General features: G+C 62.0%; 22 protein-coding genes. 10 read left to right on the plus strand and 12 right to left on the minus strand.

Features of this window, described 5'->3' with window-relative positions; all coding sequences use genetic code 11:
• The first annotated feature begins 37 nt into the window (after window positions 1–37).
• Window positions 38–619 carry a TetR/AcrR family transcriptional regulator gene (locus tag EEB13_RS23490; protein WP_141486389.1) on the plus strand — a complete coding sequence of 194 codons (582 nt, stop codon included), beginning with the start codon at window positions 38–40 and terminating at the stop codon, window positions 617–619.
• A gap of 28 nt (window positions 620–647) precedes the next feature.
• Here EEB13_RS23490 and EEB13_RS23495 read toward each other — a convergent pair whose 3' ends face one another.
• Window positions 648–1,235, minus strand: a complete 588-nt coding sequence (locus tag EEB13_RS23495; RefSeq protein WP_141486390.1) for a TetR/AcrR family transcriptional regulator — start codon at window positions 1,233–1,235, stop codon at window positions 648–650.
• Between the two features lie 111 nt (window positions 1,236–1,346).
• Here EEB13_RS23495 and EEB13_RS23500 point away from each other — a divergent pair, with 111 nt between their 5' ends.
• The gene (locus tag EEB13_RS23500) at window positions 1,347–2,585 is read left to right on the plus strand and encodes an MFS transporter (RefSeq protein ID WP_141486391.1); all 1,239 of its coding nucleotides are present in this window, start codon (window positions 1,347–1,349) and stop codon (window positions 2,583–2,585) included.
• A 44-nt stretch (window positions 2,586–2,629) separates the two neighbouring features.
• On the opposite strand, the gene EEB13_RS23505 is transcribed toward EEB13_RS23500, so the two are convergent.
• The gene (locus EEB13_RS23505) at window positions 2,630–3,979 is read right to left on the minus strand and encodes a cryptochrome/photolyase family protein (RefSeq protein WP_141486392.1); all 1,350 of its coding nucleotides are present in this window, start codon (window positions 3,977–3,979) and stop codon (window positions 2,630–2,632) included.
• Between the two features lie 10 nt (window positions 3,980–3,989).
• A complete protein-coding gene (locus tag EEB13_RS23510; RefSeq protein ID WP_141486393.1) occupies window positions 3,990–4,577 on the minus strand; it encodes a TetR/AcrR family transcriptional regulator in 588 nt (195 codons plus the stop codon).
• 76 nt (window positions 4,578–4,653) lie between these two features.
• Here EEB13_RS23510 and EEB13_RS23515 point away from each other — a divergent pair, with 76 nt between their 5' ends.
• Window positions 4,654–5,031: a DUF952 domain-containing protein gene (locus tag EEB13_RS23515; protein ID WP_033234122.1), complete on the plus strand. Its 378-nt coding sequence runs from the start codon at window positions 4,654–4,656 to the stop codon at window positions 5,029–5,031.
• Here EEB13_RS23515 and EEB13_RS23520 read toward each other — a convergent pair.
• Window positions 5,028–6,023 (minus strand): hypothetical protein, encoded by a 996-nt coding sequence (locus tag EEB13_RS23520; protein ID WP_045069791.1) that lies wholly within the window; start codon window positions 6,021–6,023, stop codon window positions 5,028–5,030. The two genes, EEB13_RS23515 and EEB13_RS23520, sit on opposite strands and share 4 nt — an antisense overlap.
• Window positions 6,024–6,112: 89 nt before the next feature.
• Here EEB13_RS23520 and EEB13_RS23525 point away from each other — a divergent pair, with 89 nt between their 5' ends.
• From EEB13_RS23525 to mgrA, 4 genes are read left to right on the plus strand one after another with little or no spacing between them, the layout of a single operon-like run.
• Window positions 6,113–6,688, plus strand: a complete 576-nt coding sequence (locus tag EEB13_RS23525; RefSeq protein ID WP_033234121.1) for a TetR/AcrR family transcriptional regulator — start codon at window positions 6,113–6,115, stop codon at window positions 6,686–6,688.
• Window positions 6,689–6,725: 37 nt separating this feature from the next.
• The gene (locus tag EEB13_RS23530; protein ID WP_033234120.1) at window positions 6,726–7,430 is read left to right on the plus strand and encodes a response regulator transcription factor; all 705 of its coding nucleotides are present in this window, start codon (window positions 6,726–6,728) and stop codon (window positions 7,428–7,430) included.
• The gene (locus tag EEB13_RS23535; RefSeq protein WP_033234119.1) at window positions 7,427–8,770 is read left to right on the plus strand and encodes a sensor histidine kinase; all 1,344 of its coding nucleotides are present in this window, start codon (window positions 7,427–7,429) and stop codon (window positions 8,768–8,770) included. The genes EEB13_RS23530 and EEB13_RS23535 overlap by 4 nt, the downstream gene beginning before the upstream one ends.
• Before the next feature lie 16 nt (window positions 8,771–8,786).
• A complete protein-coding gene (mgrA, locus tag EEB13_RS23540; protein WP_116102174.1) occupies window positions 8,787–9,818 on the plus strand; it encodes an L-glyceraldehyde 3-phosphate reductase in 1,032 nt (343 codons plus the stop codon).
• A 10-nt stretch (window positions 9,819–9,828) separates the two neighbouring features.
• Here mgrA and ppk2 read toward each other — a convergent pair whose 3' ends face one another.
• On the minus strand, window positions 9,829–10,797 hold the full coding sequence (gene ppk2, locus EEB13_RS23545) for a polyphosphate kinase 2 (protein WP_261984627.1): 969 nt from the start codon (window positions 10,795–10,797) through the stop codon (window positions 9,829–9,831).
• A gap of 225 nt (window positions 10,798–11,022) precedes the next feature.
• Here ppk2 and EEB13_RS23550 point away from each other — a divergent pair, with 225 nt between their 5' ends.
• The gene (locus tag EEB13_RS23550) at window positions 11,023–13,455 is read left to right on the plus strand and encodes a YbhN family protein (RefSeq protein ID WP_033234118.1); all 2,433 of its coding nucleotides are present in this window, start codon (window positions 11,023–11,025) and stop codon (window positions 13,453–13,455) included.
• 9 nt (window positions 13,456–13,464) lie between these two features.
• Here EEB13_RS23550 and EEB13_RS23555 read toward each other — a convergent pair whose 3' ends face one another.
• The 3 genes from EEB13_RS23555 to EEB13_RS23565 all read right to left on the minus strand — a co-directional run bounded on the left by EEB13_RS23555 (window position 13,465) and on the right by EEB13_RS23565 (window position 15,776).
• Window positions 13,465–13,743, minus strand: a complete 279-nt coding sequence (locus tag EEB13_RS23555) for a hypothetical protein (RefSeq protein WP_141486394.1) — start codon at window positions 13,741–13,743, stop codon at window positions 13,465–13,467.
• Window position 13,744: 1 nt separating this feature from the next.
• The gene (locus EEB13_RS23560; RefSeq protein ID WP_141486395.1) at window positions 13,745–14,911 is read right to left on the minus strand and encodes an LLM class flavin-dependent oxidoreductase; all 1,167 of its coding nucleotides are present in this window, start codon (window positions 14,909–14,911) and stop codon (window positions 13,745–13,747) included.
• A 94-nt stretch (window positions 14,912–15,005) separates the two neighbouring features.
• Window positions 15,006–15,776 carry a response regulator transcription factor gene (locus EEB13_RS23565; protein ID WP_230590122.1) on the minus strand — a complete coding sequence of 257 codons (771 nt, stop codon included), beginning with the start codon at window positions 15,774–15,776 and terminating at the stop codon, window positions 15,006–15,008.
• 124 nt (window positions 15,777–15,900) lie between these two features.
• Here EEB13_RS23565 and EEB13_RS23570 point away from each other — a divergent pair, with 124 nt between their 5' ends.
• Window positions 15,901–17,112, plus strand: a complete 1,212-nt coding sequence (locus EEB13_RS23570; protein WP_033234114.1) for a low temperature requirement protein A — start codon at window positions 15,901–15,903, stop codon at window positions 17,110–17,112.
• 34 nt (window positions 17,113–17,146) lie between these two features.
• On the opposite strand, the gene EEB13_RS23575 is transcribed toward EEB13_RS23570, so the two are convergent.
• From EEB13_RS23575 to EEB13_RS23585, 3 genes are all read right to left on the minus strand, one after another.
• The gene (locus EEB13_RS23575) at window positions 17,147–18,856 is read right to left on the minus strand and encodes a glycerol-3-phosphate dehydrogenase/oxidase (RefSeq protein ID WP_045069054.1); all 1,710 of its coding nucleotides are present in this window, start codon (window positions 18,854–18,856) and stop codon (window positions 17,147–17,149) included.
• Window positions 18,857–18,904: 48 nt separating this feature from the next.
• Entirely contained in the window at window positions 18,905–20,413 is a 1,509-nt protein-coding gene (gene glpK / locus EEB13_RS23580) for a glycerol kinase GlpK (RefSeq protein ID WP_141486396.1), read from the minus strand.
• Between the two features lie 63 nt (window positions 20,414–20,476).
• Entirely contained in the window at window positions 20,477–21,307 is an 831-nt protein-coding gene (locus EEB13_RS23585; protein ID WP_045069052.1) for an MIP/aquaporin family protein, read from the minus strand.
• Between the two features lie 238 nt (window positions 21,308–21,545).
• Here EEB13_RS23585 and EEB13_RS23590 point away from each other — a divergent pair, with 238 nt between their 5' ends.
• On the plus strand, window positions 21,546–22,529 hold the full coding sequence (locus tag EEB13_RS23590; protein ID WP_141486397.1) for a sugar-binding transcriptional regulator: 984 nt from the start codon (window positions 21,546–21,548) through the stop codon (window positions 22,527–22,529).
• Here EEB13_RS23590 and EEB13_RS23595 read toward each other — a convergent pair.
• Window positions 22,464–23,267 (minus strand): TetR/AcrR family transcriptional regulator, encoded by an 804-nt coding sequence (locus tag EEB13_RS23595; RefSeq protein WP_095888385.1) that lies wholly within the window; start codon window positions 23,265–23,267, stop codon window positions 22,464–22,466. The genes EEB13_RS23590 and EEB13_RS23595 overlap by 66 nt on opposite strands.
• Between the last annotated feature and the right edge of the window lie 48 nt (window positions 23,268–23,315).

Below are 23,315 nucleotides of genomic sequence, written 5' to 3' on the forward strand. Positions count from 1 at the left end.
ATACTGGACCGAACGATACAGAAAGGGGTGGCTTTTGATGGCCCGGTCACAGGAGTTCGATACCACCAGCGCGATTGCCGCAGCGTTGGATGTGTTCTGGGCTCGCGGATACGAAGGAACGTCGCTCACCGACCTCGAAACGGCAACCGGCTTGAGTCGGTCGAGCCTCTACAACTCGTTCGGCAACAAGCGCGGCGTATTCGACGCGGCGGTGCAGATGTACCTCGAACACGTCATCCGCCCGCGCCTGCGCGGCCTGACCGACAATCCGACGCCCGACGCGGTTGAGCGCTACCTCACCTCCCTGCGCGGCGCCATCACAACCATGACACCTGATTCACCCAGACGCGGGTGCCTGCTACTCAACGCAGCAGCGGGAATCGGCGCGCACGACGACGCCGTCGCGGCTGTGATTCGCAGCTACCGGCAAGAACTCTCCGACGCGATCGACAGTGGGTTACAAGCCTCATTCCCGAGCGCTACGGCCGCCACCCTCGAGGACCGAACCCGAATTCTTCTGTCCTGCACCGTAAGCGCGCTCGTACTGGCGCGAGTTGATACAGCCCAGGCGACAGCAACACTGGAATCTGCACGCCGCTTGCTTCTCGGTTGGGGCTAGCAGATTCTTCGAAAATCACTCACGCGCGTCACTCCGTAGCGACCCGCGCCTCGAGGGCAAGCGCCTGGTCTACCAATTCCGCGACTCGTTGCGGCGAGACCGGTTCGAGGTCGAACAGAATTCGGTAGATGATCGGCGCCACTACATGATCCACCAACGAATCACCATCCACTGCAACAGCTTCCGGCCAACGCGCGAGTATCACATCGATCTGCGTACGGCAGAAGAAGGCGCACTTGAATTTCTTGGTGCCATCTGGTGCGTGCGTTTGATCGTCGCTCATGAGCACATCTCGCAGCGACGCACGACCGACCGGCGCGGACATCTCCTCGAGGTACTCCTGCGCCCAGACTGTCAGATCCCCTCGGAGCGAACCCGTTTCACGCGGATCGGCATCGGGGCGCAGCCTCTCGATCGAAACGTCCGCAAAGACTTCGTTGATGTCGCCCCACCGTCGATAGATGGTCGACGGGGTCACGCCCGCGTCGGTCGCGATCATCGGCACCGTGATCTCTGCTCGATCGCGCTGTTCCAACAACTTGCGCGCCGACGCGTGCACAGCCTGTTGGATGCGCGCGCTGCGGCCACCGGGGCGCGGAACTGCGGACGGACTCATGAATCCAATCCTAACGCAAAGATGTTGCATTAGGACATCGCCCAGCGTAGCGTCCCAAACGCAAAGTATTTGCGTTTATGTCTTCACCACCCGCACGGGAGCGCCACGACAATGACAACGACCGTTTCATCACCGACCGAGAGCACCGCACGCCTGCGTCTCGGTCGAGGAGCAGCTTTCACACTCATCGCCGTCATCATCGCCACGTTCCTGGGCGCATCCGCGACCCCGACGCCCCTGTACGAGCACTACCAACAGATGTGGGGATTCTCCTCGCTCGCGTCGACGCTCGTCTTCGGCATCTACGCCCTCGCACTACTCGCCACACTCCTGACCGCCGGGTCCTTGTCGGATCACATCGGCCGACGTCCGGTCCTGCTCGGAGCGCTCGCTCTCGAGGCAGTCTCGCTCGTGTTGTTCGCCTCGGCCGACGGCTTGGCGATCCTACTGATCGCCCGCGTCGTACAGGGTGTTGCCACCGGCGCAGCAATCAGCGCTTTGGGTTCTGCGTTGATCGACCTCGAACGCACTCCCGGCCGCGGGTCCATCATCAACAGCGTCGCCCCGACGGTGGGCCTTGCCGTCGGCGCGGTGGGTTCGAGTCTCATCAGCGAGCACCTCCCTCGGCCCACCAGCACTGTCTACCTGGTTCTCCTCGTACTGGTCGTTCTCGAAATCCTCGGAGTGTGGGCCGCGCCGGAAACCTCGGGTGGACGGCCTGGAGCCTGGGAGTCACTACGCCCCACCCTTGCCGTTCCCCGCCAAGCACGCACGATGATCGCGTTGACCGCACCGTGCCTGATCGCGGTCTGGGCGTTGGGCGGGTTCTACCTCTCACTCGGACCGGCGTTGGCGCGCAACGCACTCGACGTTCACAGCTCTCTCATCGGCGCCGTCATGGTCGCAACGCTGACGGGATTCGGAGCGGCCGCAGTGCTCACCTTCCGCACACTCGGTGGCCGGACTGTGATGCTGATCGGAACCACAGCACTGGTGCTCGGGGTGGCCGTCACACTCGTCGGCGCTGAAACATCCTCTGCGGTACTGATTCTGGCCGGTACGGCCGTTGCGGGCATCGGCTTCGGAGCGGGGTTCCAGGGAACCATCCTCACTGTCATGCCGCTCGCCGAGAACCACGAACGCGCGGGTCTGTTGTCCACCGTGTACGTCATCGCATACCTGGCCAACAGCCTTCCGGCATTGCTGGCCGGCTATCTGGTCGGCAAGGTGGGCTTGGTGGATACGACGCGCGGCTATGGGGCACTTGTCATGATTCTCGCGGCCGCCGCGCTGGTCGGACTGTTGATGACCGGAGAACGCAAAGTCTCGAAGCCATCCATTCACGAGTAGATTTTCTCCCTGCTGGTTCTTTCGGCAGCGATCGATCGACGGTTTCACTCCACCTTGATCTCGCCGTAACGCCGCAGGGCTTCTTCACGTTCGAGCGCGTGGTCGACAATCGGATCCGGATAGTCGACCGGGCGCATCGCTTTCAGTGAGTGGACAGCTTTACCAGGAACATCGCGGAGTTCGGGGACCCACCGACGGACGTATGTGCCGTCGGGATCGAACTTCTCTCCCTGCGTGATCGGGTTGAAGACGCGGAAGAAGGGCGAGGCATCCGTGCCCGACCCCGCGGTCCACTGCCACCCGTGCTGGTTGGACGCCAAGTCACCGTCCACCAGATGCGACATGAAGAATCGCGCGCCACGCCACCACGGAATGTGCAGGTCCTTCACCAGGAAGGACGCGACGATCATTCGCACCCGATTGTGCATCCAGTTCTCGGCCGCGAGTTGCCGCATGCCCGCATCGACGATCGGGAAACCTGTCTTGCCCTCACACCAGGCGGTGAAGACGGCGTCTGTGTCGGCTCCACCGTCGTGACGTAAGCGGTCGAACTTGTTGTCGTAGTTCTTCCGTGCACTGTCGGGGCGTTGAAACAGGATGTCTGCGTAGAAGTCTCGCCAGGCCAGCTGGCGACGATAAGCCTGAGCGCCGTCGCCGAGTCGCTTGGACAGATCTGCCAACATGGTTCGCGGATGGATCGTGCCGTACTTGAGCGGAATCGACATCCGGCTGGTGGTGTCGAGATCGGGCCGATTGCGTTCGTCGTCGTACCGGTCAAGATCGTTCTCGCAGTATTCTTTCCACTGCTCGAGCGCACCGGCCTCACCGACGAAATCACTGACGGAGCCGGATGGCACGGGAATCTTCACCCGGCGCGGGCCACCGTCCTTGCCGCTCGGATCGAACCAACGAACGGTCTGCGTATCGGTCGACGCGGGGCCCCGCCAACCGTGTTCCATCCACTGACGGAAGTACGGCGTGAACACCTTGTACGGATCACCGTCGGCCTTGGTGACGCGTCCGGGCGCTACGGCGTACGGAGAACCGGTCGCGATCAACTCCACCTGCTCCGCCACTGCAGCGTCGCGCCGCCGGCCGTACGGTCCGTAGTCGGCACTGATGTGAACTTCTTCGGCGCCAACGGATTCCGCTACACGAGGCACCACGTCCGCCGGATCACCTCGAACAACCATCAATCGTCCGTCGAGTTGCTGATCGAGCGCCGTCAAGTTGGCGAACAGTTGATCCTGGCGGGGTGACCCTGCCGGTCCGAGCAGTTTCTCGTCGAGAACGAACAGCCCCAACACCTCACCGCCGGCATCCGAAGCCGCACTCAGGGTAGGAAGGTCACCTACCCGCAGATCGCGTCGAAACCAGACCACAGAGTTGCTCACTCCGTCGAGCCTACCGATCAGATCCCAGAACGCACCCCATCGCCCGAGCAGCAAGTTGCCCAACTTTCTCGGGTGTCGGTTCGGAGGCGAGCCCGAGCAATCGCCGACGGTGTTCCTCACCGAGCAGCAAGGTGTACAGCTGATCCGCGCACAGCGCAGCCTCCTCACCGTGCTGATCCAGCAATATCTTTTCCAGGAAGGCAATCGACTTGGCTGGGCCGGATTCGTAGAACGCTGCCGCCAGGTCAGGGAACTGCAATGCCTCACCGATCATCATGCGGTGCAGTGCAATCGAATTTTCGCTGTGCAAGGCGACGACGATATCCACTGCTGCTGCGAGAAGGTCGGACTGGCCACTGCCTGCATTCTCGACGTACGAGTGCTGACGTGCGACGGCAGCTGCAAACACCGCAGACTTGTCGCCGAAGTAGCTGTACACGGTGCGCTTGGCGACGCCGGCCGCCGTGGCAATCGCATCGATGGTCGTTCGCGCAAAGCCGACTTCCCGAAACGAGTCGACCGCGACGTCGAGGATTTCGTTACGCCGGTCAGCGCGCTCGGCGTCACTGGTTCTCCCTCGTCGGCGAGGTTGCTCCATCAAGTCCCCCATTACGGTGCCACGCAATTAATGCTACGTTGACGTTTCATTAACTAGAACCTTACAGGAGCACACCATGACCGGACAACGACTCGTCCACGTCGCAATCGCAGACGATTGGGAAGCGTGCAAGCGCTTCGGTGAATATGAGGTCTCCACTCGCGGAATCAGTTACGACGAGGCGGGATTCATTCGCGCAACCACCCCGGACGCACTCGCTTCGGTGCTCGATCTGGTGTTCGGCGACCTGACCCTGCCGCTGATCGTCGCCGTCATCGACGAGGACGCTCTGACCTCCGCGGGCATCGACGTCGAACGGGAGGCCGGAAAGCCTCGAATTCTCCGACCTCTACCGATGGACGAGGACACCGTGGTCGCCGAACTCGCCGTGGAACGCGTTGACGGGGCCTGGCCGATTCCCGACCTGACCCCGTACGCAACCCACGCCCGCTAGACCAGCACAGCCTCTGGTTCGGCTACCGGCATCGACGACTTCTTCCGGCCAGCGGCAACGCACAGCGCAATCCCCGCAGCAATCCAGCACAACAGCACCAGTAGTGGTGTGCCTGCTCCATTGCCGTCGAAGAAGGCCATCGAGCGGACTGATGCCCCTGCGGCGCCCGGCGGGAGCAGTTGCCCCAACGCACCCCAACCCGCAGGCAACCACGCCGCCGTTGTCGCCATCCCCGAGAGCGGATTGCCGACGAACATCATCGTGACGGCGCCTAACGCGAACCCCTTCATCCCGAGCAGCGATTCGAGCCCCAGAATGGGGAGCGAAATAGCCGAAATACCCACGGTGAGCGTTAGGGCGGTGAGCAGGTAGTTTCCGTCAAGGCTATTGGTGCCGAACTGCAGAATGGCAGTCAGTGCAAAACCAGCGACAACCGCGACGCCGACGGCGCCCAGCACTCGCTTGACGATACTGCGCGGAAACAGTTGCACGAGAACAACAGCAGGCATGATTCCTCCGAACACCAGCGGCAGGGCCAATGCCGTGAGCCCAGCACCAGTCGGATCGTCCGCCGTCAGCGGCACAACGTCTTCGACGGGCACTTGTGCCCCCGAAGCCTCCGAGAGGCCGTTGGCCACCCCGGTCAGGGTTTGAGCGATCGGCGTACCGCCGGCGGTCGCGATCAGCACGTGAGGGCCGGTCGCGTCGACGGCGATTCCGCCGACCACGTCTCGATTGCGAATCGCGTCGCGAAGGGAGTCGACATCGGCGAAGTTCTGGGTGTCGAAGGCACCCGGCTTGGTCGCCTCGAGCGAGGCGCTGATCTGCGTGGTTGCCTGGACTGGACCGGTGATGCCCAACTTCAGTTCGTGCGGGCCACTGTTTACCGAGGGCAGCACGAAAGCGAGCAGCATCAGCCCGATCACGGCGGACAAGCCCAACACCACGGCCACCAGCTTCTTGCGATCCCGTGCTTCAGCTTCGACGTTCATGATCACCTTCCCTAAGTGGAAGTTTTTCCTCCACTATTTGTGGAAGATATTCCTCCGGTTATGATGAACTGTCAATACCGGAGGTGAATGTGCGAGCCGATGCACGCGAACGCAGGAACGCAATAGTCGACGCCGCACGAGCGGTGTTCACCGAGCGTGGGCACGACGCCCCCCTCGACGCGGTCGCAGAACTAGCGAAAGTGGGGATAGCCACGCTCTATCGCAATTTTCCGACGCGCGAGGACCTGGTGACCGCGGTCGCCGTCGCGACGCTGACCGACGTCCGAGAGGCTGCGGACATCGCCCTCACAGCGATGCCAACCGATCCGACAAACGCGTGGCACACGTTGGTGGATCGGCTCGTGGAACTGCGCCTGGGTGCGCTCATTCCTGCCCTGGTGGAACATAGTTTCACCGAGTTGGCCCCCGAAGTTCTGGCAGTGCGCGAGGTGACGAAAGCGAAGATGACCGCGACAATCGGCGCCGCTCAGAGCGCCGGACTGGTCCGCGCCGATCTTCAACCCCTCGAATTTGTCATGGCCCTGGCCAAACTGACCCGCCCACAAATCGAACTGTCCGACGAGGCCATGCCGAACCTGGTCCCGAGGTTGGTCGCGGTGTTCATGGCCGGTCTACGACCGGACGGCACCGATTTACCGGTCTGATCCCCAAATCTGACAATCCCGCGGGCACAATAGGGCGGTGACCGACACTCCGCTCATCCTCGTGGTCGACGACGACGCCGACGTCCGCTCTTCCCTCGAACGCGGATTGAGGCTTACGGGATTCACCGTCCTGACGGCGGTCGACGGCGCCGACGCCCTCCGTGTGATCGCGAACAAGCATCCTGACGCGGTGGTTCTCGACATCAACATGCCGGTACTCGACGGCACCGGAGTCGTCACCGCGCTACGCGCTGCAGGCAACGAAATCCCCATCTGTGTGCTGAGTGCCCGAAATTCTGTCGACGACAGGATTGCCGGACTCGAATCCGGAGCCGACGACTACATGGTCAAACCCTTTGTCCTCGCCGAACTGATCGCTCGGATCCGGGCAATGCTGAGGCGGAGCAATGCCCCGGCCAGTGACCGCGGCGAAGGCGCCAACACCTTGCGCGTCGGCAATCTCGACATCGACCTGTCCGGACGACGCGTTCGCGTCGACGGCAGTGAGGTCCCGTTGACCAAACGCGAATTCGAGTTGCTCGAAGTGCTCGCACACAATTCCGGCATCGTTCTCACCCGCGAACGCCTCCTCGAACTTGTGTGGGGGTACGACTTCGTCGCGGACACCAACGTCGTTGACGTGTTCATCGGATATCTTCGCCGCAAGTTCGAGTCGGGCGGCTCGCCGCGACTGCTGCACACCGTGCGCGGTGTCGGTTTTGTCCTGCGGGAAAATCCGTGAAGCCTCGGCAATACTCACTCCGAATCCGAGTAGCTGCCGCTGCCGCGTTGGGGGCCACGTTCATCGTCCTCGCACTCGGGGCTGTCGTGGCGTTGGCCATCGCACGAAACAACCTGGCACAGTTGGACCGTCGCCTCGAAACCGCGTCGACGGTACTCGTGGCCAACGCTGCGACGGCCGGCCCGTTCCTCGGAGCGTTCGGGGACGCCGGCGCGTTCTCGGTGACGATCCGCACCGCCACCGACGGAACGGTCATGTCGAGCACACCCACCCGGTTGCCGGAACTGCCGCCGGGTTCGGAAACCGTCGAAGTCGACGGAACCAAGTACCGCGCATACACCTCGAAAGCCGAAGGCATCAACGCTCTTGTCTCACTGGCAGTTCCGTATGCAGAAGCTCGCGACATCACGGTCGAACAGCAACGTCAGGTTGCCTTCTTCGGACTGGGCGCCGTGGCCGCTGCCGCCGCCCTTGGGTGGTTGTTCGGCGGCCCCGCTGTGCGTCCGCTGGTGGAATTGACCCGCCGGATCGCCCGACGCGACCCGGACCTCGCGACGCAGGTTTCCGGCATCCGAGAGGCGGACGAGCTTGCGGCAGCAGCAGAGTCGATGCTCAAGGACGTCGCCAGCGCACAAGCTGCCACGACGTCGGCGTTGGCAACTGCCCGCGACTTTGCCTCCGCTGCCGCACACGAGCTACGCACTCCGCTGACAGCAATGCGCACAGATATCGAAGTGCTGTCCACCCTTGATCTGAACCAGTCTCAGAGACAAGAGATTCTGGTTGATCTCGCCCGCGCTCAAGGCCGGGTGGAATCGACCCTGCGAGACCTCGAGCGACTTGCGAAGGGCGAACTGTCCACGTCCGAGGACTTCAAGGACACCGATCTGATCGAAGTGTGCGATATCGCCGCCGAGGAGGCGATGCGCCTGTATCCGGATCTGCGCGTGAGCGTCGACGCCGCCGATTCGCCTGTGCCGTATCGCATTCACGCACTCCCAGGTGGAATTCGTCTGATTCTCGACAATGCCATCACCAATGCCGTGCGGCACGGCCGTGCCACCGAAGTGCGTATCACGCTGAGTTATCGGGCCGCCGCACCCGCCGAGTTCACCATCACCGTCGACGACAACGGGGCAGGTATCCCGGTAGACGAGCGCGAAGCAGTGTTCGGGCGATTCACCCGCGGGTCCACTGCGAGTCAGACCGGTTCCGGGTTGGGGCTTGCACTGGTAGCGCAGCAAGCCTCCATACACGGCGGCAGCACATCGTTCCACGACAGCCCGTTGGGCGGTGCACGACTGCTGATCGAACTCAAGGATCTGTCAACGCACCACTGAATCGAAGGCAGGAACAATGTCCGAACCGTATGTCGCGCAGCCCGATCGCTACAACACCATGCCCTACCGTCGTACCGGCAAGAGCGGGTTGAAGCTTCCCGCCATTTCACTGGGCCTGTGGCACAACTTCGGCGACGACGTCCCCATCGACCGCCAACGGGCCGTGCTACGACGCGCATTCGACCTCGGCATCACCCACTTCGATCTGGCCAACAACTACGGCCCGCCGTACGGCAGTGCCGAAACCAATTTCGGACGGATCTTGCGGGAGGACTTTGCATCCCATCGCGACGAGTTGATTATCTCGTCGAAAGCCGGGTGGGACATGTGGCCGGGCCCTTACGGTTTCGGCGGTTCACGCAAGTACCTGCTGGCTTCACTCGACCAGTCGCTGAGCCGCCTCGGTATCGACTACGTCGACATCTTCTACAGTCACCGCCCCGACGCGGAGACCCCGATCGAGGAGACTGCCGGAGCTCTCATCAGCGCCGTCCAGCAGGGCAAGGCGTTGTATGCGGGGATCAGTTCGTACTCCCCCGAGCGCACCGGCGCGATCGCCGCACTACTCGAAGCAGCCGGTGTTCCGCTGTTGATCCACCAGCCGAGTTACTCGATGCTGAACCGCTGGATCGAACAGGATCTACTCGCCACTGTCGACGAACTCGGCGTCGGCGTGATTGCGTTCTCCCCCTTGGCCCAGGGAATGCTCACCGACCGCTACCTCGACGGCGTCCCCGAGAATTCACGTGCGGCACAAGGCAAATCACTCGACCCGTCGTGGCTCACCGACGATGCTCTGACCCACATCCGGGCCCTCGACGCCATCGCCCGTGGTCGTGGCCAGTCATTGGCGCAACTCGCGCTCAGCTGGGCGCTCCGCGATTCGCGCGTCACCTCGGTGCTGATCGGAGCATCCAGTGTGCCGCAGCTCGAAGCCAACGTCGGAGCACTCGACAATCTCGAGTTCAGCGCCGACGAACTCGCCTCCATCGATCGACACGCGCGTGAGAGCGGCATCAATCTGTGGGCGGAGGCCAGTTCGATCTGAACAGGCGGACCTAGGCCAGGGTCGGCAACTCGACGTTGACGTGCTCGCCCTCTTCGAAGACGGCTGACGCCGGTCCGACGATCAGGGGATCCGGGATTCCCACAACCCGGTGATCCTTGTTGGGGTATTCGAAGGAGGCGAGCACGTGACGCATCGCCTCGAGCCGAGCGCGTTTCTTGTCGTTGCTCTTGATCACCGTCCACGGAGCGTCGCCGGTGTCCGTGTAGAAGAACATCGCCTCCTTGGCCTGGGTGTAGTCGTCCCACTTGTCCAGGGAGGCAAGGTCGGTGGGTGAAAGCTTCCACTGACGCACCGGGTCGGTTCGACGGGCGGCGAACCGCGCCAACTGCTCCTCACGGCTCACCGAGAACCACAGCTTGTGCAGGTGAATCCCGGAGTTGACGAGCATCCGCTCGAAGTCCGGTGCTTCCCGCATGAATTCGAGATACTGCGTCGGCGTGCAGTACCCCATCACACGTTCGACGCCGGCGCGGTTGTACCACGACCTGTCCATCATCACGATTTCGCCGCCACTCGGAAGATGCGCGACGTACCGCTGGAAATACCACTGTGTGCGCTCGATATCGGTCGGCTTCTCCAGGGCAACGACGCGCGCGCCACGCGGATTGAGATGTTCTGTGAACCGCTTGATGGAACCACCCTTGCCCGCCGCGTCTCGCCCTTCGAAGATGATCAGAATCTTCTGACCGGTCTCCTTGGCCCACAACTGCAGCTTGAGCAATTCGATCTGGAGGCGGCGCTTCTTACGCTCGTACTCCCGCCGCGACATCTTCTTCTCGTACGGGTACCCCTGTTTCCAGGCATCCGTGTATTCGGCAGGCTCCAGCCCACCGAGTTTGTCCGTCAGGTTCGCAATCTCGTCGATCTCGTGCGCGTAGTCCTCGGTCACGGAGATTCTGGCGCCTTTGACGGACAAGTCTGGAACCCGACCGTCGACACCGTTCGACTCAGGACTCATAAGTGGTGCGCTCCTTACCGTCGAGCATCCGGAATGTGAATTTTACGCTCTGATGTCCGGCCACGTACGATCTCTGCTGCATTTACCGCGAACGCGCGGCAACACGTGCTTGCTCGCGGATGGACAACACGTCGCTGCCTTGCGGCGCACTGACGCCGGCACGGTACTTTGAGTCGAGGTAACCACAACGGCTGCCGATACCTGCATGAGAAGAGTTCTGAGGATATGCGTGTTGACGGACGGGACATCCCGGTAACGGGAAGTCTGCTGCCGCCGCTGCAACGCAGAACCAGCGACATCATGCGCGTCGTATTTGCTGCGGTAGTCCTTGGCGGTGTGATCGCCGGTTCGCTGATCACCCGTAGTCAGTGGGACGCCCTCGAGACCTCCGTGTCCAACATCGTCGGTGTTCTCTCGCCCAGCCTGTCCGACACGGTGTACCTGCTGTACGGCCTCTCTATCCTGGCTCTGCCGTTCGCGATTCTCATCGAACTGATCGTCGGCAGACGCTGGAAACTGTTTGCCGGGTATGCCGCGGCGGCGATGTGCGCGCTGGTGGCGCTGTCATTCACCGGAACCGGGCTCTCCGCCCCGAAATGGCACCTCGACGTGCCCGACCGCCTCGACGCCACCTTCCTGTCCCAGTTCCTCGACGATCCCCGCTGGATCGCGATGCTGGCCGCCGTTCTGACCGTGTCCGGACCGTGGCTGGCAAAGAAGTGGCGACGTGTCTGGTGGACCTTGCTTCTGCTGTTCGCGCCGATCCACCTCGTCGTCAGTGCGATCGTGCCCGCCCGGTCGATGCTCGGATTGGCCGTCGGTTATCTCATCGGTGCCGTCATCGTCCTGCTGGTCGGCACACCCGCTCTCGAAGTTCCGCTCGATTCCGCAGTGCGTGTGCTGTCGAAACGCGGCTACCGGGTCACGGCGTTCCGAGTGGTCAGCCCCTCAGGTCTCGGCCCACTCGTACTGTCCGCAGCCGTCGACGAAGTCCCCGACGACGAACTCTGCGAGGATCTGACCGTCGAACTGTACGGACAGAATCAGCGCAGCAGCGGCGTGATCCGGCAGACTTTCCGCTGGATTTCCCTGCGCAATCGCGAGACTCCGCCGCGTCATGCGTCGCTCCGCCGAGCCGTCGAACATCGTGCGTTGATGGGAATCGCGTTTGCCGACATCGGACTCGCAAGTTCCAAGGCAGTGGCAACCGCACCACTCGATCGTGGCTGGGAAATGTACGCTCGCCCCACTCCCCGTGGGATCCCACTCACAGTCGCTGCCCGGGATCAGAAAACCGAGGATCTCGACGCGGACGGTCCGTCCACCAAGCTTGTCGACACACTGTGGCAGACACTGCACACGACGCACGTCCACCAGATGGCACACGGCGACCTCCGCGCATCCGAGATCCACATCGACGGCGGCGGAGTCCTGTTCGGCGGTTACGCCTACTCCGAATTCGGCGCTACCGACGTGCAGATGCAATCGGACAACGCACAGCTGCTCCTCACCACGGCAGCACTGTTCGGCGTCGAGTCGGCTGTGGACGCGGCTATCCGCACCCAGGGCGCGGAAACAATTCTTGCCGCTTCCGGACGATTGACCGCCTCAGCTATGCCGAACCGAATCCGCAAGGGAATCCCCGATTCCACCCCGCTGATGACCGAGATCCGCGACGAAGTCGGCGCCAAGAACGGCATCGAGAAAGTCGCCCCGGCACAGGTCACACGATTCAGTCGCAATCAGATCATCCAGCTGGTGCTCCTCATCGGCTTGGTCTACGTCGCTTACCCGTTCGTGGTTCAGGTGCCGACATTCCTGTCCGAACTCGAGACCGCCAACTGGTGGTGGGCACTGCTGGGACTCGGAGTCTCAGCACTGACGTATGTCGGTGCCGCCGCAGCGCTGTGGGCCTGCGCGTCGTCGATGGTCAGCTATCGGCATCTGCTGATCATGCAGGTGGCCAACACGTTTGCGGCCACCACCACGCCGGCCGGTGTCGGCGGCCTGGCACTGAGTGTTCGCTTCCTCCAGAAGGGTGGACTCGGAACCGTCCGAGCCACAGCTGCAGTTGCGTTGCAACAGACGGTTCAAGTAGTGACCCACGTGGGTCTGCTGATCTTCTTCTCCGTCGTGGCCGGCCGAGATGCCAACCTGTCGCACTTCATCCCCGGAACGACAGTGCTGTCCCTCATCGGCGGCATCGCCCTGGGAATTCTGGGCGCATTCATGTTCATCCCTAAACTGCGGCGCTGGCTCAACGAGGATCTCAAGCCACAGATCACCGAGGTTCTCGGCGAACTGAGTCAGCTGGCACGTAACCCCACACGCTTCCTCATCATCGTCGGCGGAAGTGCGGCAACAACTCTCGGCGCAGCATTGGCACTGTGGGCCAGCGTCGAAGCGTTCGGCGGCGGAACAACGTTCATCACCGTCACGATCGTGACCATGATCGGCGGAACGCTTGCATCTGCCGCCCCGACACCCGGCGGCGTCGGCGCCGTCGAGGCCGCCCTCATCGGCGGCCTGACGGCATTCGGACTCCCCGCGAGCATTGCGGTCCCGTCGGTCCTTCTCTACCGCGTGCTGACCTGCTGGCTGCCCGTCTTCTGCGGTTGGCCCATCTTGCGATGGCTACAGAAGAAAGACATGGTCTGAAAGAAGCCGCTACGTGCGAACAACGTGGGCTTGCAAGGCTTTTCCGTCCTCGTCGATCCAGCCCTTACTCCTGGCGTAGTCGATCATCTCCGCCACGCCTGCCGCGGCGTTCTCGATTCGCTTCGTGAGAATGAAAGCGCTTGCACCGCGCACATAACCGAAATCCCGGGCGCGCAGCACCTCGTCGAGTTCACGCTCGGTCATGTCCGACGGCACCTCGACATGGAAGTCCCGTAGGTTCCCGGCATCCTCGACGCTGACCCGGCCTTCCTCGACCCTGACGTACACGTCAGGCCTTGTCTGCGACCTCTTGGGCGTACTTCTTCGTCATATGATCCACCGCGTCGAGTTGCGCCTTGGCATGTCCCTCCCGGACGTCCCGTGCATGCTGCGCAGCATCCAACGTGGCCTGCGCCTGCCCCTGGAAATGGGGAAAGACCTCCTGCGCGAACAACTCTGCCGAACGACGCGTGTCCTGCGGATTCGCCCAGTCGTGTCCCATCTGCAGCATGCATCCGAATCCACCGGACTGATCCCACAGTCGTTGCACCTGACGCCGAGCCTGCTCCGGCGTGCCGATAACGCCGATTCCCGCCTCGTTGACGAAGTCGATCATCTCGTTCAAACGAGACCCCGAGACCGCCATCTGAGGGAAGGCCGCGACGTGCTGGAAGTAGTCGAACCACTCCTCGATTCCGTACTCCACCTGCTTGCGCGCTTCCGCCTCGGTTTCCGCGATGTGGAACGGCCCCGCCAGAGACCACCTGCGACGGTCCACCGTGGTGCCGTTGGCTTCTGCGCGCTCCTCCATCACGTTCCAATGATGTGCCAGCGCATCGAAACCGTCGGCGGACAGGGTCGCACCGATGGACAGCAAACCCAGACCATGTGTGCCGGCCAGTCGTGGCCCGGTCGGGGAAGCGACTGCGGCAACGGTTATTTCGATACCGTTCTCCGAATACGGGGCAAGTTGCAGCTTCGCGTCGAACAACTCGTGAGTGCGCGTCTTTGCCGATACCGTCTCGCCACGGAGCAGCCGAACGACGATGTCGAGATTCTCCTGCAACAACTCTCGCGTGTCTGTCGGATTGAGTCCGATCATCGCCGAGTCGGTGGGCAACGATCCGGGCCCGACGCCGAAGATCGTGCGACCGTGAGTCAGATGGTCCAACTGCATGATTCGATCAGCTGCCCACAGAGGATTGTGATACGACAGCGACGTCACGCCGGTTCCGAACCGGATTCGCGGTGCCCGCTGCGATGCCGCGGCAATCATGATTTCCGGTGATGCAATGATTTCGCTTCCGGCGGAGTGATGTTCACCGAACCACGCCTCGTCGTAGCCCAACCGGTCGAGATGTTCGACCAGTTCGAGATCGCGCTGCAACGCTGCCGTCGGATTACGTCCGGGGACGTGGAACGGTGCCATGAAATACCCGAAGCGAAGCCTGCTCATGAGTTTCTCCTTGTGCCGTGGTCCAATTCTTGGCCGTGCACACAAAGGCTATCCATCGAGTGACGCCAGTCACAGTGCACGAAAGTGGATAATTTCAGGCCTGCTGGTCGGCCAATTTGTGCTGGTAGACCAACTTCACGAACTCCGCCCGATTGCGCACGTGCAGCACAGCGAGGATCCGGCTGACGTATTTCTTCACCGTGTCGGGACTCAACGACAAGATCACCGCGATCTCGTCGTTGGTATGGCCGTCGGCCAACAGTTCGGCAAGATCACGCTGCCGCCGCGTCAACTTTTCCTGCCAACTCGGACTCGACTGACCGGGCAAGGTCTGACACAACAGTGATAGTTGCCGACCCACTATCCCCAAGCCCGCCACGTCGGTCGCGGACAGATCCTTGCCCTCCGAATCGAAAATCCCGACCAATCCGTGAACGCCATGAGCCAGTTGGAGGTGCATGACCGCTGCGCTGTGCAAACGCTTGCGATAAAGAAAATCGCTGAGGTACGTCGCCGATTCCGATGGCACATCCAATAATTGAGTGTGGGTGATGGCCGGGGACGACATCAATGTTGCCCGAGATTGCGCTGTCGCGAACACGTCATCGGGATACCACCGCGCTTGATACTCGTCGAGAATCGGAGTAATCCGACCCGTGGTCACCGGATTCGGGTCAGCGAATGCCGACGTGAATGTGGGACCGACGAGGAAGGTGGTGTTGGGGCAGCGGTAGTGATCGTGCAACGCGACCATGAGGAGGTTCTTGAGCTGATCGAGCGTTCTCGCGGCCGAACAGTAGTCGAGGATCGCAAAGACACGGTCGTAGTCCGCAGCGGACAGCGCGAGGTTACCGCTACCGTGCACGTCGACCACCTCACCCGAACTATGATCCAGATCACTCAACGGACAGCATAAGCACAACTTCGAGAAAACGGACAAGTTCGCTGCCTACCAGCACGGTTGATGCCGATAACCGATACTGAGCTTTATGTCGGAACTCGGAAATGAACCGGACTCGAAGCAGAAGGCGGTGCTCGAGCGACACGCGTCATGGATCGAATTGTTCTTCGACCTGGTCGTGGTTGCCGGTATCGGTCAGTTGGCTCACCTGCTCCACGGTTCGCCGTCGTGGTCGGATGTCGCGCTCTACGCATTGCTCTATCTCGCGTTCTGGACCGCGTGGGCGACGTTCACGATGTACGGCAACATTGCCGGCGACCGCGTCCGAATCCCGAGCATGCTGATCGCCATGTTCGGACTGGCCGTCATGATGGCGGCCGTGGCCGGCATCCACGACAACCATGCGCTGGCCTTCGCTGTCGCCTACGTGGCCGTACGTCTGCTCGCGAGTCGGGTGTGGCACAACGGCCAGATAGTCGTGGACTGGCCGATCGCCCAGATGTCTCTCGGCGTGATTCCGTGGATCGTCTCGTTCTGGTTCGAGGGCGAAACTCGGTTCTGGCTCTGGACCGCCGGTGTGACCATCGATCTGCTGATCATGTTCATCGTCTCCGGCACCGCGATCATGGCAGACGCGCAGGAAAAGCTCGACCGCATCATCAAGATCCGTGGGTTCAAGGACGATCGGATGCCCGAACTCGAAGCCCTGCACTCCGAACGGGCTCACCTTGCAGAGCGGCTAGGCCTGTACGTCATCATCGTGCTGGGCGAGGGTGTGATCCTCGTGATCTCCGCGGCCTCGAAGCTCACCTGGGACTCAACGGTGGTCAGCCTCGCCGTCGGGTCGTTTGTCCTGCTCTCCGGTATGTGGGCGCTCTCGCTTCTCTACGGTCACGCCGGCGTTCCGCACCTGCAGCCCGAGAAGTTTCCCGCTCGCATCGACATGGCCATGCACTGTTTCACCACCGGCGCAATCGCGGTTCTGGTCGCAGGACTCGGAGCGGCAACCGAACACGGTGCGGAGCATACGCCCGCGAATCTGCGGTGGCTGTTGTGCGGAAGCATCGCTGTCTATTTCGGAATCAGCACGGTGGCAGGGCTGTTTGCGCGGTCGGACCGACGGTGGCTGCTCGGCTGGGCGATCCCCTGCACCGCGATCCCCATCGTCATGGGCGTCGTCGGCACACATATGAGCGCGACATGGATCATCTGGGTGCTGGTGGCCACCGTCGCCTGGCAGAACGCCTACGAGTACGCGCAGGTACGGCGTTCGCGCCGCTCTGCTGTGCGCCTTTATTAACCCCCGCGCGGTTAATAAAGGCGCACAGCGGAAGTCACCCTACGGTGACGCCCGTGCGAACGTCCGGTGCACCCAGGCGCGCCGCATCAGCCGTCAGATCGTCGGGCTGCTCCTGAGATTCCCGCTCGGCTGCAACGCGCAACCGGTAGTGCTCGATCTCCTCGGCAATGTGCTCGGGGGTCCAACCCAACACCGGCGCAACCAGTTCGGCTACTTCCGCGGCTGCCGCGTCGCCGCGGTCCGTGACCTCGATCGATATACGAGTACGGCGGGTCAGGATGTCGTCGAGATGCTGCGCACCCTCGTGACTCGCGGCGTAGTGAATCTCCGCCTCGAGGTACTCGGGGGCAGAGTCCAACGGCCGTCCCAGTTCCGGCCTCGCTTCGATGAGTTCGAACAACTCGTCCGCAAGCGTGCCGTAGCGACCCAGCAGGTGTTCGATAGTCGAAACGTGCAGTCCGGTGCGCTCAGCGGTGAGGTGCCGGTTGTTGTACGCGGCAAAGTAACCGTCGGCGCCCACCAACTGAATACGCTCGGTGCACGACTTCGGCACCTTCTGCTCGAGTCCGTGCACCGCGGAATCGACTGCGTCCTTGGCCATCACGCGATAGGTGGTGTACTTGCCACCGGCCACCACCGTCAAACCCCGAACCGGACTCGACACCGCGTGCTCACGGGAGAGAGTGCTGGTCGAATCCGATTCGCCGAACAGCAACGGACGCAGTCCCGCGTACACACCGACGACATCCTCGTGCGTCAGCTCGTCCTGGAGGAGCTTGTTGACATGACCGAGGATGTAGTCGATGTCGCTTCGGCTCGCTGCCGGATGCGCGAGGTCGAGGTTCCAGTCCGTGTCCGTCGTACCGATGATCCAGTGGCTTCCCCACGGGATCACGAACAGCAGGCTCTTCTCGGTCCGCGTGATGATTCCGGTTGACGAGTTGATGCGGTTGCGCGGGACGACCAGGTGAACGCCCTTGGACGCGCGGACCTGGAATTGTCCTCGCCCACCGACCATTTCCTGAATCTCGTCAGTCCACACGCCTGCTGCGTTGATGACCTGGCGAGCCCGGATCTCGAACGCGCGACCGGTTTCCAGATCCACTGCCTTCACACCGACAACCCGGTCCTCCTCGCGGAGGAAACCGACGACGCGCGTGCTGTTGACGCACAGCGCGCCGTACTCGGCTGCCGTGCGCGCCAGCATCATCGTGTGCCGGGCATCATCTACCTGTCCCTCGTAGAACTTGACCGAACCGCGGATGGCAGAACGCTTTCCGGAAGGGAACGATTCGAGGGTCTTCTTCTTTCCCACATGCTTGTGGTGTGAGGGAACCCCACGGCCTGCGCCCATCACGTCGTAAACGCCGATGCCCAGACCGACGTACGGCCGGTCGATCAGCTTCTCGAGCGGGTAGATGAACGGCACCGGCTTCGCAAGGTGCGGACACAGCGAGTTCAGTACCAGGGACCGCTCACGCAGTGCCTCGAACACGAGCGCAAAATTGAACTGCTCGAGGTAGCGCAGTCCGCCGTGGAACAACTTACTGGACCGGCTCGAGGTTCCGGACGCGAAGTCACGTGCCTCCACCAAGCCCACCTTCAGACCTCGAGTTGCGGCGTCGAGTGCGCTGCCCGCGCCGACCACGCCACCGCCGATGACCAGGACATCGAGTTCGGTTTCTTCCAACTTCTTCAGCGACTCCGCCCGCGAGGACGGACTCAATGCTTGTGCTGTGCTCATGAAAAGGGTTCCTTCACTTGAAAATAGGTAGAAATTGGGGACGCAGGATCAGTCCGCGTCGACCCAGTCCAGGGTCCGCGTGACGGCCTTCTGCCATCCTGCGTACAACCGGTCACGCTCGGCCGAATCCATCGAAGGCGTCCAACTCTTGTCCTTCGCCCAGTTGCTGCGGATATCGTCCTCGCTGTCCCAGTACCCGACTGCGAGACCGGCTGCATACGCCGCGCCCAATGCCGTGGTCTCTGCAACCACCGGACGGATCACCTCGACATCGAGCAGATCGGCCTGGAACTGCATGAGCAGTTCGTTCGCGACCATTCCGCCGTCTACCTTGAGAACCTTCAGATCGACGCCCGAGTCGAGGTTCATCGCATCGATGACCTCACGGCTCTGATATGCGGTCGCTTCGAGCACCGCACGGGCAAGGTGGCCCTTGTTCACGAACCGAGTCAGGCCGACGATGGCGCCGCGGGCATCCGCACGCCAGTGGGGAGCAAAAAGACCCGAGAACGCGGGCACGAAGTACGCTCCGCCGTTGTCGTCCACCGAACGCGCGTCCACCTCGATATCTGCTGCACTGCTGATCATTCCGAGGTTGTCACGCAACCACTGAACCAGCGAACCGGTCACGGCGATCGAGCCTTCCAACGCGTAGATCGTCGGTTGGTCACCGATCTTGTAGCAGACCGTCGTCAGCAATCCGTTCTTGCTCATCACCTTTTCGGTGCCGGTGTTGAGGAGCACGAAGTTACCGGTTCCGTAAGTGTTCTTCGCTTCGCCCGGTGAGAGGCAGGCCTGACCGAAGGTCGCTGCTTGCTGATCGCCGAGAATTCCTGCAATCGGCACTCCGGACAGCGTGCCACGCTCACGAACGAATCCGAAGATCTCGGACGAGCTACGGATCTCGGGAAGCATGGATTCGGGAATACCCATGTCGGCGCAGATCGCCGAATCCCATGCGAGAGTGTCGAGATCCATCAACAGAGTGCGCGACGCGTTGGTGGGGTCGGTGGCGTGCACTCCGCCTTCGACACCACCGGTCATGTTCCACAGCACCCAGGTGTCCATCGTGCCGAAGCACAACTCGCCTGCTTCGGCCTTCTCGCGAGCACCCTCGACATTGTCGAGTATCCACTTGACCTTGGGACCCGAGAAGTACGTGGCCAACGGCAGTCCGGTGACTTCGGTGTACTTCTTCGGTCCGTCCTCGCCGGCGAGTGCAGTACAGATTCGATCGGTGCGTGTGTCCTGCCAGACGATTGCGTTGTAGACGGGTTTTCCGGTGGCGCGTTCCCACACCACCGCTGTCTCACGCTGATTGGTGATGCCGACGGACGCGATATCAGCCGCGGTCAGGTCTGCGTTTGCCAAAGCGCCCGCGGTGACGTTGCGGACGTTGTCCCAAATTTCGATCGGATCGTGTTCGACCCACCCTGCCTGCGGAAAGATCTGTGTGTGCTCGTGCTGTTCGACGGCAACCACATGCCCACTGTGATCGAAGATCATGCAACGTGTGGAGGTGGTCCCCTGGTCTATCGCGGCTACGAACTGCGCCATCGTGCTACCCCTTTGGTATCGAGAGAAAGTGCGAGAGATTTACTCAGAGATGTTGATTCGCGATCACGCCGGTATCGTCGCCGGCTCCTCGATCGCCTTCTCTGCAGACTCGTCGTCAGGCAGGAATCGTCCAACCAGCTTGTCGTAGAGGAACACTCCGATCGGAGCGCCGATCAGAGGTCCCACGATGGGCACCCAGAAATACAAGCTCCCGTACTGATCCCGCCACGCACTTCCGTAGCCGGTGAGATACGACGCCAGTCGCGGGCCGAAGTCGCGCGCCGGGTTGATCGCGTAGCCCGCGTTGGTCGCCCAGGCGAATCCGATTCCCACAACGATCAATCCGACGACGAACGGCGCGAGATTCGCGAGCGGCGGAGTTCCCCGAGAATCGGTGACTGCAACGATGAGGAACAACAGGATGGCGGTGCCGATGATCTGATCGATCAGCGCCGAGCCGAGGCTGACCGGGAGCGTTCCGTTTCCGGGCATGGTCGAGAAGATCGTCTGAGTGGCGGTCGTGTGTCCGGGATCAATTGCATTGAGCATGTCGTTGTAATTCCAGCGGACGATCAACGCGGCGACGAAGGCTCCAGCGGTCTGCGCCAGGGTGTACGGCAGTACCTTGCGCCAGGAGAATCCCCGGAAGATCGCGAAGGCGAACGTGACGGCAGGGTTCAGATGAGCACCCGTCACCCGGCCGGCGACATAGATTCCGAACATGACACCCAGGCCCCAGGCCCACGCGATGCTGTCATGCCCACCGAGCCCTCCGCCGCTCCCGCCGGACACCACCTGCGCCACAACTCCGACGCCGAACAAGATCAAGATCATCGTTCCTGCGAACTCGGCTGCCAACTCGCCGGGGAGCCCTAATCGCTTGGCTTTCTCCATCCCACCCTCACTCAATTGTGATGCATGTCATAGTTTGGATTGCTGCATCCGTAGCCTAAGGCCAGTTGCACATTCATGCATAGCCAGTGCACATACGTGCAAACCGGGCATTTCCGCACCGTAATGCGGGTAACAGATACGTTTCAGGGAATTGTCGCGCGGGAGTGCGGCGGCCAGGTGCTACTCCGATAAGATTCGGTTCAGCGCTCGTGCACGAACGTGCAGACAGGACAATGCCATGGAATCCCCGACCTCCGACTTCCCGACCTCCGACCCCGCGGACCCTCGCATCTCCGACGCCGTCCAGGCCGCGCGCCTCTACTACTTCCAAGATCAGACGATGGCCGCCATCGGCCGCGACATGGGTGTATCCAGATCCACGGTCTCGCGACTGATCACCTATGCGCGCACGTCCGGACTCGTCGAGATCAAGATCAGCACCCCACACGGCCAAGCACCCCGCATCGAGCGTGAGTTCTCGGAGCGATACGGGGTACGTGCCCACGTGGTGACAGTCCCGGAGCTGGTGGGAGATCTCGAGCGCCTCGAGAAGGTCGCGACTTTTGCCGGCAGGCTACTGGCGTCGTTCTTCGACAGCGACATGGTGATGGGGATCGCCTGGGGAACCACCCTCAGCGAGGTCAGCAAGCACCTCGCCCCCAAACGCACCTACAACTCGTACGTAGTGCAACTCAACGGCGCCGCAAACACTCGCACCACGGGAATCTCGTATGCCAGCGACATCATCAGAACTATCGCCGACGCCTATGGCGCTCTCCCCCAAGGATTTCCGGTACCTGCATTCTTCGACTACCCGGAAACCCGGGAGCAGTTGTGGCGCGAACGCAGCATCAAGCGAGTACTGGACATGCAAAAGCGAATGGACCTGGCGGTCTTCAGCATCGGCGTCCCGGGTGGCAACGTACCGAGTCACGTCTACACCGCCGGATACCTCGAACCCGATGAAGCAGAAGCGCTTCGACGCGACGGCGTGGTCGGGGACATTGCAACGGTCTTCTTCCGGTCCGACGGGAGCTACCGCGGAATCGAACTCAACGAGCGCGCGAGTGGTCCGCGTCTCGACCTTTTCGAGAAAGTCACCAGACGCGTGTGCATTGTCGCCGGAACGGCAAAGTTGCCCGCGCTGGAAGGCGCACTACGAGGTGGGCTGATCACCGACCTGATCATCGACGACGTCAGTGCCGCCGCGCTGGTGTCCTGACCGCTGCACCAGCTTCTCGATTCCGTCAAGAAGGAGGCCCAGCGAGAAACCGAAATCGAAAGCGTCATCGCCGGCTGCTTCACCCTCCGGGCTGCCGTCCTCGAAACCACCCTCCTCGATTGCGGCACTGAGGTAGGGAAAGTCCTCGCGATTGATGACACGAGCAATGAGAGCACCGTATGCGACGTCGTCGTCTGCCGATTGTGCCGACCGCGAGGCCAGGTCGGCCGAGAATCGGGCGCGGCCGATGACGAACAACGACACGTTGGTCACCACCTGAAACTTCGACGCAGCACTCAGAGCGACCCCGTCGAGCGCGCTCAGGCCCGCATCGAGCCACGCCATGTTGTTGGGCCCGGTCGGTGGAGCCGTGATGGGCAGCTTGAGCCACCACGGTCGACTCAGCATCGTGGCGTACTCGTGGTTCGCCCACACTTCGAGCTTGGCGCGCCAGGACACTCCGTCGGGAATTACCGGCGGTGGGCCGATCACTCGATCCGAAATCAGTTCGATCAGTTCGTCTTTGCTCGCTACGTAGCGATAGAGCGACATGGTCGTGAATCCGAGGGATTTGGCCACCCGGCCCATCGACAGCGCGGTGACACCTTCAGCGTCGGCAAGCTCTATCGCGGTGTCGAGAATCTGCTCGAGACTGAGCCCTTTCTTGGGACCCCGCGTTCCAGGCTGATCCAGTCCCCAAGCCAGTTCGACCGCCCTCGGTAGCGCGCCGCCATCCATACAGCTCCCACTCTTTGCTCTTGCCCTCATCCTAGAACTGTGTACGCT

It is taken from the genome of Rhodococcus sp. WS3 (genome assembly GCF_003797085.1).
In the GTDB taxonomy this organism is placed as follows: Bacteria; Actinomycetota; Actinomycetes; order Mycobacteriales; family Mycobacteriaceae; genus Rhodococcus_F; species Rhodococcus_F globerula.